The following is a 14,275-nucleotide window of genomic DNA, read 5'->3' on the forward strand; positions in this document are numbered from 1 at the left end:
TGATGCAAATCACATTTCTTGCACATTTCATTGATACCTTCGCAAATATCACTGCGTTCAGGTATCAATTATGTTGCAAAAGTCCTTACCTTTATTGTTTGTTTTACTCTTTCTAACTTATTATTCTGCACCGGCTATGGCCGCTGACCTCGATAACGATTCTGTTGATGACAGCATAGATATTGATAAAGACGGTAATGGCTTAATCGAAATATCGACGCTCACGCAACTTTATAATATCCGCAATAATTTAGCCGGCTCAGGCTACAACGACGGCAGCTCTAATAACAGCACTGGCTGCGGTAACGGCACCACCATTTTGGTTTGTAGTGGCTATGAGCTGGTCAACGATCTCGACTTTGATGCAAACAAAAATAGTGATTTAAGTGATGATCCTTATTGGAATTCTGGTGATGGCTGGGAGCCTATCGGCTCTACTTTAACGGCTTTTTCCGGTACCTTCGAAGGTAACGGTTACACAATTGCAAACCTGTTTATTAATCGACCCACAACCGACGACGTAGGTTTCTTTGCGGCGTTAGATGGCGCAGAAATTCGCAATGTATCGTTTACTGGTGACTTACTTTCTGTCACCGGTAAAAGCAGAGTTGCGATCCTTTCAGGAAATAAAGCGTCTTCAAATGAATCAAAATTCAGCGGACTGAGCCTTGCTGGCTCTGTTTTCGGAAACCGGGTAGTTGGCGCAATACAGGGCCGAGCTAGCCTTTTTAGTATTACGGATTCTCATGCATCAACGATGATCTCTGCCACGAATGAAAACATCGGTGGTTTTATCGGGCTCGGCGGTGATTCTGATGTGAGTTTAATATCGGGCAGCAGCTTTTCAGGCAGTGTCTCAGGTACAAGAAACGTTGGAGGTTTGGTTGGTGAAGCGAATTCTGTAAAAGTTGTTTACAGTTATGCTACCGGTTCGGTTACCGGATCCGATAATTACGTAGGCGGCATCTTTGGTGCTTCTGTTTATCCCATCATCGAAAACTCCTTTGTCACCGCTTCAGTGCATGCCGGTATAAGATATGCTGGCGGGCTTATTGGCTACGGTGATACCGCGACTATTTCTAATAGTTTTACATCTGGCGCAATTACTTCACTGGATTACTCTGCAGGTCTAATTGCATACAGCGAATACGGATTGGTAATTACAAACAGCTTTGCGACAGGAACTATCGATATCAGTATTGAAATCGATCCTGATTCCGGTGGTATTGTCGCTGATTTAGATCCAGAGCCGTTCACAGAAAGTAACGTCTACTGGGATATCGAAAGCACAGGCCAAACGACAAGTGCAAATGATCAAGGCGTTGGCTACACAACCGCAGAACTGCAAACTCCAACCACCAACAGTGGCATTTACGAAGGTTGGTCGACATTGAATTGGGACTTTGGAAGCAGTTCTGAATACCCAGCCCTTATACTCAATGGTAATGTTTATCGTGATGCCGATAACGACGGATACTGGGCCTTTGAAGATGCCTTTGATAACGACCCAAACGAACACCTTGATTCAGATAAGGATAACGTTGGCGATAACAGTGATGCATTCCCAAATAACCCCAATGAGTGGGCCGATTTTGACTTAGATGGTATTGGCGACAATACCGATTTGGATGACGACAACGACGGGGTTGAGGATGCTTTTGATGACTTTCCCTACAATGCTGGTCGCACCGACATTGACGCGCTCGATACTGACAATGACGACATCGACGACAACTTGGACGTGGATATTGATGGTGATGGCTTAATTGAAATACGGTCATTGGTTGCGTTAAACAATATTAGAAATAACCTAAGCGGCACCTCCTATAACGATGGTTACAGCGACAGCAGCAAAGGTTGTGGAAATAACAGCTCGGTATTGGCTTGCAGTGGCTATGAATTAGCAAACAGCTTAAATTTTGATGAAAACGGCGATAAATCCAATAATGACCGTTACAACTCCGGTGAAGGCTGGGTACCCATTGGCGATCGATCCGCGCCATTTACAGCAACCTTTGACGGAAACAATTTCAAATTACTGAATCTATACATCAACAACACATCCCTTAGTAATGAAAACGATACCTTAGGTCTATTCGGTGAAACGAATAGAGGCACCATTCGTAATCTCCATATTCAAGGCAGCATTTCAGGCTCAGCATACTACCTTGGCTCCTTTGTAGGTTATGCCGTCAGCACAACAATGAGTAACGTTTCTTTTATCGGTGATATTAATAGTACTCAAGCAAACGGAAGCACCGGCGGTATTGCCGGTAAAATGGACTATCGCTCAATAACTGAGTGTGTCGCTATCGTAGAATTGTCGGCGCAAAATGATGCCGGCGGCATTACCGGCGACCTGTTGAGTAGCCGTATTAATAACTGTTTAGTCACCGGTAATGTAGAGTCTCCAATAGGCAGCACAGCGGGTGGCATTGCTGGCTCCGCGTTCGATTCCACAATTACGAATGTTATCTCTCACGCCAATATAAAGGCAAATAATGCCGCCGGTGGGCTTATTGGTAATCTCAGTGGTTTATACAGCAATGTTATTGCTAGCATCAGCACCGGCAGGGTTACCGGCAGCTTTAATAATGGTGGTGTATTAGGCAGCGGTGGCGATCTCTTTACCATGAATGCTTATTGGGATACTGATACGAGCAACTTAAGTGTGAGTGATGGCGGAGTAGGTTACTCAACTTCTGAGCTTCAAGCGCCAACCAATGCTAGCGGTATATACAATAATTGGGATACTGATTACTGGGACTTTGGCTCATCAACACAATACCCAACGGTCGTCATTAACGGCGTTTTATTCGAAGACACCGACGATGACGGCACCCCCAATGCTTACGATGACTTCCCCGATTACCCCTATGAAGATACGGACTCAGACCAAGATGGTGTTGGTGATAACAGTGATGCATTTCCCAATGACCCAACCGAAACCTCAGACCTTGACGGCGATTCAATAGGAGATAACTCTGATCCCGATATTGATGGCGACGGTGTTGAAAATGAGGCTGACTTTTATCCGCTAGATGCTACCGGCGTATCACCGGATGATGATGTAGATTTAGACGACGATGGCCTTATCGAACTTTATACGCTCGACGATTTAGATGCCATGCGTAACGATTTGACGGGCACTAGCTTTAACGGCCGCACCGCCGGTTGCGCTGGTTCGAGTGACGGTACAGGCTGTCTGGGCTACGAGTTAATGGCCGATCTTGATTTCGACAGCAATGGCGACGCTGATTTATCTGACGAAGCCTTTTACAACGATGGTGAGGGTTGGATTCCCCTTGGCTCTCTAGATGCCCGCTTTTCTGCAACTTTTGATGGGAATGGCCATACCATTAGCAACCTCTTCATCAATCGTCCAGACAGTGATTACCAGGCTTTATTTGGCTATGTAAAAAACATCAAAGTTAGGAACCTTAATATTGGTGGAGAGTTAACAAGCGTCACTGGCCTCAATAACTCTGCAATGCTTATCGCCAGAAATAGCGGCAGTTATACGGCAATACTGACCAATGTTAACGTGAGTGGCCAAGTTCTTGGAAACGACGATAGTGGTTTGGTAGCAGGTAGGCTTTACAACTTAACAGCCAATCAAGTTCACGCAAAAGGTGATATTACAGCGATTTCTGTCGTTGATTCTGACGGCGAGGACGATGCAGGCTCCGATGTTGGTGGATTATTCGGTCAGTTATCCAACAGCTCGACCTTAAACTTTGTAAGTTTCCAAGGGAATATTCAGGGCACTAACTCCGCTGGAGGTCTAATTGGAGATGCTGAAGGGGTAAACATTAACGACAGTTACGCCCATGCCTATATAACGCTTATCGATGATACTGGTATTGAGCTGGACTTAAACAACGCGGGCGGCTTGATTGGCTCAGCAGAAGGCACCAATACCTTATCTCGGGTATTTGCACTGGGTGAGATTCAAGCTTCTTCAAACGTGGGCGGATTAATAGGCCACGTCAAGGGTGCAACAACAATCACCGATGCAAAGTCCAACGTGGAACTAAATGGTGAATCAGAGCTTGGCGGTATTGTTGGCAACTTGGATGCCGACTCATCATTTGTTCGAGTTCTTGCACATGGGTTAATAACAAGTAGTGATGGTCTGAATACCAATGTTGGCGGTATTTTAGGTTACAGTGCTGACTCAAATCTGTCATACAACTATGCTCTTTGGGATCGTGAAGCAGTTGGTGTTGATACTACGTTTGCGAGCGGCGGAGCTTCTTATTCGACCGAAGAGCTGCAATGCCCACAAACACCTTTTGACGGAGTCTGCGGCAGCACCGCATATACCAATGATTGGTCAACAGATGTATGGAATTTTGGAACCGCCGAACAATATCCAGCAATCGTTCTGAATTCAATCGTGTACCGAGATACCGACAAAGATGGCTATTGGGAGTATCAAGACCTATTTGATAATGACCCTACTGAGCATAGTGACTTTGACAACGACGGCACCGGTGACAATTCCGACGCCTTCCCAACGGATCCCAATGAAACCGTGGATTCAGACAACGACGGTACTGGCGATAACGCCGACGCCTTCCCAACCGATCCCACGGAAACTGCGGACTCGGATAGCGACGGTACTGGCGATAACGCCGACGCCTTCCCAACCGATCCAACGGAAGCTGCGGACTCGGATAACGACGGTACTGGCGATAACGCCGACGCGTTCCCAACCGATCCAACGGAAACTGCGGACTCGGATAACGACGGCACCGGTGACAATTCCGACGCCTTCCCAACCAATCCCAACGAAACCGTGGATTCAGACAACGATGGTATCGGCAACAATGAAGATACCGATGACGACAACGATGGCATTCCTGACGTGGAAGATAACAACCCTCTAACGCCGGACGAACCTATTGTTGTCGACACGCAAGCGCCCGTTATTGGTGAGCTGATTGGTGTAACATTCGAAGCAACCGGAAAGTTAACATCAATAGAATTGCCTGCGCCGTCAGTAACAGATGATATGGATGAAAACCCAAGTATTGTTTCAACCTCTACTAGCGACTTGTCATTAGGCGAGCATGTAGTGACTTGGACTGCGTCTGATGTATCTGGCAATCAATCGACAGCAACTCAGCTTGTTACCATTGTGGATGCGACAGCACCTGAGTTTGATGTCGTCGAAACCTTAACAATCAACGCTGCCGGCCGTATAACAAACATAAGCTCATTGCTCACCGTATTTGCCAATGATCTCGTAGATGGTGAGTTGCGAGCAACCATTAATGGCGACACTCGCTTAGAGTCGGGTGCTCATCAGGTAGAAATGGTTGCAACAGATGCTAGCGGAAACTCAAGCGTGAATGTGACGGATGTTTCGATTCTACCTTCGGTGGCAACAAGCTCTGTTAATTTTGTAAGTCCTAACTTACAACTTGAAGTACCGGTTGTACTCAGTGGGCACGCGCCAAATTACCCAGTTAGCGTCAGGTATGAATTTACCCACAACGGTCAAGTCATAGATGGCGGAAGCATCGATATAACGGCTTCGGTTAATGGCTCTATTGCTCTAACAGTGCCTGATGAAGTGCAACCATCCGATACCCTATCGCTAACCTTACAAGAAGCTACAAACGCGTTCATTGGGGAGCATAACAGCGTAATGATGGTTGTGGTTTCGGATAATAAAGCGCCTCGTTTGGATATTGGCATGAGTCAAAATGGCAAAGCGGTAAGCGTGATTGATATTGATGCCGGGATGGTCGACATTGTTGCCACCGTTTCGGATACCAATAGCATTGATACTCATACCGTCAACTGGGTATCTTTAGATGGCCAACTTGCAGATATGTCCAACTCCACCAGCTATCAAATAGACCCCGACGCCCTACAGCCAGGTTTGTATTTACTTCAAGCTACGGCTATTGAAAACAATACGGAACAAGCGCTATCTGTAACGCACTCAATACAACTCTTTGTTGAACAGTTAGCCGAGCTAAGTAGCGACAACGATGCAGATGACGATGGAGTAGGAGATGCGGATGAAGGTTTCGGCGATGTTGATGGTGATGGAATCGCTGATTATCTTGATGCAGATGATGCAGTCAATACGTTGCCAAGTGCTCTAAATGCTCAGCCACTGCATGTAAGTGCTGCAAATGGCTTAGCATTAGGTGGATACGTAACTGCGCTTTACCGCAACAATGCTACTCACGCAAGCTTCCCCATTGACATGTTAGCAGCGCTCGTAAGTGATGGAGATGCCGATGTTTCTGATATCAACTATGTACCATTAACTCCGGTCTACAATTTCGTGATTAGCGATGGTTTTGAAGCGGGAGACTCGGTTAGTGTGGTCATCCCAATGGTGCAAGACTTTACACTTCCTGCATCCGCTATGTATCGAAAATACAGCGCTTCAGAAGGTTGGTTCAATTTTGTAGAGGATGCTCGAAACAGCCTTAGCTCTGCCGCTGCGGATGTTAATGGTAATTGCCCGACAGTCAATGACGGCGCTTATACACCCGGTTTGAGTGAAGGTGACAACTGCATTCAATTGACCATTGAGGATGGCGGTCCAAACGATACCGATAATGCCATTAATGCCTCGATAGAAGACCCAGGTCTTGTCGTGGTGCAAAGTGACGTTTTGGTTCCGGTTATCGAGCTTATCGACTACCTCGAAGTTAGTGAACGAAACCAAGTACGTATAGATGCATCAAACAGCTATGACTTGGCTGACGCTGCACTGTCATTCAAATGGCAACAGCTGACCGGTGATGACATTGATTTAGGTGACACTCAGCAGTCGGAGTTGCTGTTCACTGCGCCAGAAGTTATCGATGATACTTTACTGACGTTTGAGGTAATTGTCTCTAATGGAGAGCTGTCAAGCCGAGCTGAAGTGAGCGTACTTGTTAAGCAAGTGAACCAAGCGCCTGTGGTATCGGTAGAAACCGAGCAATCGGAAGCAATGGAAGGCGAGATCATCCAGTTGTTCGCAAATGCTATCGACTCTGATGCCGATGCGCTTGTTTATCATTGGCAACAAGTATCAGGCACAGCGGCCACCTTTGAGGATAGTGCAACTGAGATGTTAGAAGTAACGCTCCCACAAGTAACTGCTGAAGAGACCCTTCAATTTCAAGTTACCGTGAGCGATGGAGAGTACTCTGTAACCGCAATTATGGAGGTTACGGTATACAATCAAGCGGATCCAGCAAGCCCTGTTGAGCCTAAGACAGTCGAAAGCGGTGGCTCTTTGGGTTGGATACTGTTTGTACTGTATGCGGTGACCTCTTTAAGGCGCTCACGAAAGAAATACACCGCATAAATTAGAAAGCGGACAAAAAACCGATGCTTTGAACAAAGCATCGGTTTTTTTATTAAATGATTTTAATGATAGGATGAATTATTGGAGAATTATAAGCACCGGTACTATTTGTTCGAAAGGAAGTAGCACAGTGACAAATAAGCAGAAGATACTTATTGTTGAAGATGACATCGATATATCAGAAAGTTTACTTCTGTTTTTGCAAGCTCAAGGTTATAAAACTCTCGCAATCGACGATGGTGATAAAGTCATTGATGCGGTTAAAAATTTCAAACCTGATTTAATCATACTCGATATTACATTGCCTAACTTATCCGGGATCGAGTGCTGTAAACGGATTCGCCAATTTAGCAATGTCCCCATTATTATGTTGACTGCGAAAGTAACTCAAGACGACAAAAACTTGGGGTTAGGCGTTGGCGCAGATGATTACCTTTGCAAACCCTTCGATATCAAAGAGCTCATTCTTAGATGTAAGGTTAAGCTAGAGCGCACCGCCGGAACAGTGACCTTCTCCACGCTGTCCAATGATACCGAAAATTCTCAAGTGCTATTTAAAGGAAAACCGTTAGAGTTATCTGCTCTGGAGTACAACCTCTTCAATATTTTTTATCATCAGCCAAAACGCATTTTTTCCCGAGAACAACTGTTGGATCTCGCATATACCAATGAGCGCTATGTAACGGATCGCACCATTGATAGCCATGTAAAAAAGATTCGTAAAAAATTCAAAGAAGCTGGCATCGACGAGTCTCCAATTGAGTCGGTATATGGCGCGGGCTATCGTTACGCGCTTTGACAACTCTATTTGTACGCCCAAAGCAAACTTAAACTTTTAAATATAAATAAAACATATGTTTTGTATGCTATAAACATTATTTATTAACATGCTTAACAGTCTCATAATTACCGTCATTGAAACACATCAACTAATCAATGACAGGTAACATTATGAAAACTTTTGCAAAACTATCCGCAGTCACCACAGCTCTGGTTCTAGCCAGTTCAGCTTACGCTAACGATCCGCTCATGGAGTACAACACCCGCGCAACCCAAGCCGAGGTCAACAACTCGCAAAAATTCGAGTACCACGAAGGCCAAACGTTAGAAGAATATAAGAAGAGTGTCGGTGAAGCTAAAATGTACTCTTCCGAAGCTGAAATTTTGTCCGTTCTTGCTGGTGGCGTGAATACTCACCCGTCTCACGGAGCTAAAGGCTGGAAAGAAGGCCTCATGTTTGAAGGCATTGCACCCTATGGCGATCACATGGTTTCTGGTGCTAACTGGTATCCTCGTACCGAAGAAGTGCAACCAAACGAAATGCGCGTCACTTTTATGGGTACTTCCCCGATGATCCGCCCTGGACAAGCTAACACTTCAATTTATGTTGAACTGGGTAATGGTTCTAATTTTGTGTTCGATATGGGTGAAGGCTCCATTGCCAATTACGTAGCGGCTGGCGTTGCGCTTAACGAGCTGGATCATATCTTCATTACCCATTTACACGTCGATCATTACGGCTCGCTGCCTTACCTCTACCAATTTGGTGGCTGGAATGGTCGCTGGGAAAAACCGCTTAACATCTATGGCCCAAGTGGCGCCTCTCCAGAATATGGAACTCGCCATATGGTAGAAGGCATGCAGCAAATGTTGCGCTGGCATACCGATGCGTTCGATGTATTCCCTTCGGGCAACGATATTGTGGTTCACGAGTTTGATTACCGCGATGATGGTGGTGTGGTATACAGCAAAGACAACGTTGAGATTATTCATTGGCGTCGTAGCCATGCCAAAGACGGTGCCTCAGGGTACCGCTTAAACTGGACCCAAGAAGACGGTCGAGTATTGTCCATGGTTTGGACGGGAGATGGCCGTCCTACAGAGCTGGACTTAAAGTATGCTAAAGGAGCCGATTTATTCATCACCGAATTGCAAACCGAGTTATTTGGGGTGTCTTCCATCATCCAAGGTGTGCCGCCATTCTTAGCGCGATATACGGTTGATACACACCACACGCCTGCTTATGCTGCGGGCTATGTAGCTAACGAAGTGCAACCTAGGTTGTTCATGACTACCCACATGACCTTTGACCCTTATCTCAATGAAGAGACGGTTGCAGAGGTGCGGGAACATTGGAAGGGACCTTATCACTTTGGAGCGCCAGATGGCATTGTTGTGAATATGACTAAAGACAACGCTTGGGTTCGTGAAGGTATCTTGCCAGACTTCCCTAACGCTCGTGCACCCCAATTTGATATGGCTGACGGCTCTGAATTCAGAGTGCCTATGCCTAAAAACCAGCGTGAAGACATCCAAGAGCAAGAAATCCGCGACCTGGAAATTGACCCAGCGAAATACTACCCAGAAGGCTACCACCCTGAGCTTATGACCGAGTGGCCTGTGGAACGCGACATTGTAATGCCAGCGGAAGAGGTTCCTGAGTCTATGAAGAAAGGTATGAACAGCAAGCAAGAGTACATGGATAGAATGCGCGAATACCACGGTTTAGAGCGAGAGTCTGTTACTCGCCCAGTAGAGCCAAGCCCTGGCGCTGGCAGTGATAAGAAATAACGCTACCTAATAATCTTAATCTGGGTGCCCAGTGCACCCAGCTTCATTTGAGGCATTTAATATGAAATTCGTAAACGCATTGATGTTGTCAACCCTCGTTGCTTTTTCCAACTCGATAACAGCAGCGGAACATAACCACAGTCATAACCATTACAACCCAAAACTTGAAGCTCTAGGCAGCGATATTATCGGCTTTACGGTTTGTTATAAAAACGGTCATATGAGTGACAGCCAACAAGAGGTCGCTTTTCAAAACTTGGTTGAGCATGTTGGTGTTACCGGTCAAGAGTTAGGCTTGTATTACATGGACAAGCTCGGCGCCAAAGCAGAGCAAATCATGAGTGATGAGCAGGGCAGACAACTGTGGGATGAGAGTTATTGCCATGAGCTTACAACGGTTTATCAAAATCCGCAGTCGCTGTTCGAGCGAGGTGGAGCCTCGGTAGACGAGCACAATCACAGCCATCATCACCATCATGATGAAGTCAGCGAGCACGATATTGAGCAAGGAAGGTTGCTGGCTGTAGAGTAACGAGCAACAAAAAGCCCTAATGAATCATTAGGGCTTTGTTTCACTAACTTAATTTTTTACTCTACCGTTACTGACTTCGCTAAGTTTCTTGGCTGATCAACATCGGTACCTTTAATTAAGGCCACGTAATAACTTAGTAACTGCAATGGCAAGGTATAAATGATGGGCGCAATAAATTCGTCACAATGAGGTACATTTAAGACCTTCATGGTGTCATCGGATTCAAACTTAGCGTCCACATCGGCAAAGACATACATCAACCCACCGCGGGCACGCACTTCCTCGACATTAGATTTTAGTTTTTCCAGCAATTCGTTATTCGGCGCCACCACAATCACCGGCATGTCGGCATCGATAAGTGCCAAAGGCCCATGCTTTAGCTCACCGGCTGCATACGCTTCTGCATGAATGTAAGAAATTTCCTTGAGTTTTAAAGCCCCTTCCATTGCAATTGGTGACTGTTCTCCACGCCCTAAAAATAACGCATGATGCTTTTCAGCAAAATCTTCCGCTAAGCTCTCAATGGGCTCAGCCATGCTCAAACACTGCTCTATTTTGGTGGGTAGCGATTGCAAAGACTGCACAATTGCCGCTTCTTTTGCAGCACCCATGTGATTATGTCGGCCGATGGCAGCGGTGAGCATAAGCAAGCCCGCTAACTGCACGGTAAATGCTTTGGTTGAAGCCACGCCAATCTCTGCACCGGCTTGCATCATGTACGCCATATCCGACTCTCGCACCAACGACGAGCCCGGTACGTTACAAATGGTTAGACTTGCCATGTAACCCATTTCTTTGGCTAATCGCAGCGCTGCCAAGGTATCAGCGGTTTCACCGGATTGAGAAATGGTGACTAGCAATGAGTTGGGAAATACGTGGGAGCGGCGATAACGAAACTCAGAGGCAATTTCAACATTACAACTCACGCCTGCGTGTTCTTCTAACCAGTAGCGTGCAACTAACCCGGCATTGTAAGACGTGCCACATGCGATAATTTGTACGTGTTGAATGTCTTTTAATAAGGCTTCGGCTTGCTCACCAAAGGCGCTGGCCACCACTTGACCGCCACTTAAGCGATTTTCTAAGGTGCGCTGAATGGCTGTAGGTTGCTCATATATTTCTTTAAGCATATAGTGCCGATATTGGCCTTTATCGCCAGCATCATGACTCACTTCCGATTCACTGACTTCGCGCTCAACCGGCTCGCCGTTTACATCGAATACCTTAACTTCACGGCGAGTAATTTCCGCTACATCACCTTCTTCAAGAAACGCGAATCGTCGAGTTACTGGCAACAAAGCCAATTGATCGGAGGCAACAAAGTGCTCTCCTACACCATAGCCAATCACCAATGGGCTGCCTGAACGAGCCACAATCATACGCTGCGCATCATTACGATCCACAACAACAGTGCCATAAGCCCCTTCTAAGCGTTTAACTACGGCTTGCACCGTGGCTAATAGAGACTCGTGTTGTGGGCGCAAATGGTGTACCAAATGGCCAATAACCTCGGTATCGGTATCGGACTCAAAAATATAGCCTAGCTGAGTGAGCTCTTCGCGCAATAACTCATGGTTCTCGATAATTCCATTATGAACCACCACAATGTCATTGTTTGAGTGGTGCGGGTGGGCGTTACGCTCGCTTGGCTCTCCGTGAGTGGCCCAGCGAGTATGAGCAATGCCGGTTCCGCCGCTTAAGGGCTGCTCTGCAAGAGCTTGTTGTAACTCGGCAACCTTGCCAACACGACGCACGCGGCTCAATTGACTGCCATCGACAATGGCCACGCCAGCTGAGTCGTATCCTCGATATTCTAAGCGCTTCAAGCCTTCGACTAAAATTTCCGCTACATCACGCTGTGCCACAGCGCCTACAATTCCACACATAACTTATGTCCTATTATCAATATTGCTGGCTTACAGCTCTGCTAAATAAAGCTGTACACCGTGTTCTTTAATCGCTTGTTGATAGTTTTTTTCCAGTTCGCAATCGGTAATCAAAGCACTGATTTGCGCCCAGGGTAATTCGAGATTCGGCATTTTTCTGCCAACTTTTTCAGACTCCACCAGCACGATCACCTCTCGTGAGACTGCGGCCATCACTTTCGATAAGCCGAACAACTCATTAAACGTAGTAGAGCCTCGTTCAATGTCGATGCCATCGGCGCCTATAAATAATTGATCGAAGTTATAAGAACGCAACACTTGTTCCGCTACTCGACCTTGAAACGCCTCAGAATGTGGATCCCAAGTACCGCCGGTCATTAATAAAGTAGGCTCATTCTCCAGCCCTTGTATGGCGTTGGCTACTGATAGAGAATTGGTCATCACCACCAGGCCTTCTTTTTGCGATAGATGTGGAATCATTGCTGATGTGGTGCGTCCGCTATCAATAAGCACCCGATTATGATCTGAGATTAAACTCGCAGCTAACGCGCCAATGGCTTGTTTTGCCTTGGAGACTCGTTGATCGGTAACAAACTCTTGAGGTACTCTAACTGCCCCACCAAAGCGACGTAATAGTAAGCCACTGCGCTCGAGTTCCGTCAGATCTTTTCGAATGGTTACTTCCGATGTTTCAAAATGAAGTGCAAGCTCTTCTACGCTAAGTTCGCCTAAGTCATTCACTTTTTCGACAATATTGCGACGCCTTTGTTGCGTATTCCGTTTTGACATGTAACCACCAATCTTTCAAATCGAAAGATATTATAGTTAAAATGAAGCAAATATCAATAATGCTGCCACTAGGCCGGTTTATGGCCACTTCGCTTGACGGCGACGAATAGCCAACTGAATACCTACTGCGCACAAAGCGATAATGACAAGGCCATTAATAAAGTAGAGAAGAGGAGTAACCTCTAGCCAATAATAACCTGCGTGTATGGCGAAGGCGCTGCTTAGCAGTTGCTCAAGGTTTGAAGGCTTAGAACCCTCAATAGTCGCTACAGCTCCATCATTCGTTAAGCTTACGAGTAAGCGATAGCGCCCATTAGGGTGTAATCCCGTTCTTTGTTTTGCTGTAACCACCAGCTTGCCTTCGTTCCAATGGGAGAAACTAATAAAGGTAAACTGCAGCCTTGGTTGATAAATTGAAAGGGCTGTTAGCACTTCAGCAAATCGCAGTTGCGAAAGCGCCATCGCACTTGATGAGTGTACTTGCTCTGTTGAAATGACCGTTCTTGCAAGTTCTGTTTTATGACTGTCGGTTAATTTAAGTATTTCTGAGCGATAGATAAACATCACCGCGGTTACGGTAAACAACAATAATGCGGGTAGGCTTAAAACCCCTAATCCATAGTGCCGAAAAAAGCTTCGTTTAAGAGGTTGCTGCTCACCTTTAAAACCTCTGAATACCTTACGCCACTCAAACTCTTTGGCTATGAGTAGCACCCCGATGATCGTTATAAACAGAACGGTCAGAGCTAAAAAGCCATTAATCGCCTTACCGTTTTTCCCCGCCAACCAATTGCCGTGAAGATGGGATAACCATACCCACGGACTGCTGTCTGACATAATTACCACGAGTTCGGCATTAATGTTGAAATAGTAACGATGATCTCTTTTGGTTATCAGCTGAACATAAGGGTACTGTTCATCCGCTAAGCGCAAATAGCTGATTGTATCAGCCGAAAAATCTTTAGAAATTCGCTCGAGTGCAAGACTCGAATCTAGGGGCTGACCAGCGTCTGGCTTCAGCTGTGGATAGGCCATACTCAGGTAATCGCTCTTAAACAATAAGAGTGAGCCGCTTAAGCATATAACCACAAAAGGCGCCACTAGAAGCAACCCTAACCATCGATGTAACCGTTTAAGCATAAGAACTACAAATTGTGATCAATGTATAAG

7 protein-coding genes are annotated in these 14,275 nt (G+C 46.0%); 4 read left to right on the top strand and 3 right to left on the bottom strand.

All coding sequences use genetic code 11. From position 1 onward, the window contains the following. Window positions 1-70 precede the first annotated feature (70 nt). From CLC91_RS13765 to CLC91_RS13780, 4 genes are all read left to right on the top strand, one after another. Window positions 71-7,327 carry a beta strand repeat-containing protein gene (locus tag CLC91_RS13765; RefSeq protein WP_095500557.1) on the top strand — a complete coding sequence of 2,419 codons (7,257 nt, stop codon included), beginning with the start codon at window positions 71-73 and terminating at the stop codon, window positions 7,325-7,327. Window positions 7,328-7,457: 130 nt separating this feature from the next. Beyond that, the gene (locus CLC91_RS13770) at window positions 7,458-8,126 is read left to right on the top strand and encodes a response regulator (RefSeq protein ID WP_158220750.1); all 669 of its coding nucleotides are present in this window, start codon (window positions 7,458-7,460) and stop codon (window positions 8,124-8,126) included. A gap of 152 nt (window positions 8,127-8,278) precedes the next feature. Then, window positions 8,279-9,898: a guanitoxin biosynthesis MBL fold metallo-hydrolase GntH gene (gene gntH / locus CLC91_RS13775; RefSeq protein ID WP_095499552.1), complete on the top strand. Its 1,620-nt coding sequence runs from the start codon at window positions 8,279-8,281 to the stop codon at window positions 9,896-9,898. Window positions 9,899-9,959: 61 nt separating this feature from the next. Then, entirely contained in the window at window positions 9,960-10,430 is a 471-nt protein-coding gene (locus CLC91_RS13780; RefSeq protein WP_095499553.1) for a hypothetical protein, read from the top strand. 56 nt (window positions 10,431-10,486) lie between these two features. Here the strand turns inward: CLC91_RS13780 and glmS are convergent, their stop codons facing one another. From glmS to CLC91_RS13795, 3 genes are all read right to left on the bottom strand, one after another. Further along, entirely contained in the window at window positions 10,487-12,316 is a 1,830-nt protein-coding gene (gene glmS / locus CLC91_RS13785) for a glutamine--fructose-6-phosphate transaminase (isomerizing) (RefSeq protein WP_095499554.1), read from the bottom strand. A 30-nt stretch (window positions 12,317-12,346) separates the two neighbouring features. Next, on the bottom strand, window positions 12,347-13,105 hold the full coding sequence (locus tag CLC91_RS13790; RefSeq protein WP_095499555.1) for a DeoR/GlpR family DNA-binding transcription regulator: 759 nt from the start codon (window positions 13,103-13,105) through the stop codon (window positions 12,347-12,349). Between the two features lie 78 nt (window positions 13,106-13,183). Continuing rightward, window positions 13,184-14,245 (bottom strand): PepSY-associated TM helix domain-containing protein, encoded by a 1,062-nt coding sequence (locus tag CLC91_RS13795; protein WP_095499556.1) that lies wholly within the window; start codon window positions 14,243-14,245, stop codon window positions 13,184-13,186. Window positions 14,246-14,275: the final 30 nt, after the last annotated feature.

This window comes from Paraferrimonas haliotis (assembly GCF_002282895.1).
GTDB lineage: Bacteria > Pseudomonadota > Gammaproteobacteria > Enterobacterales > Shewanellaceae > Paraferrimonas > Paraferrimonas haliotis.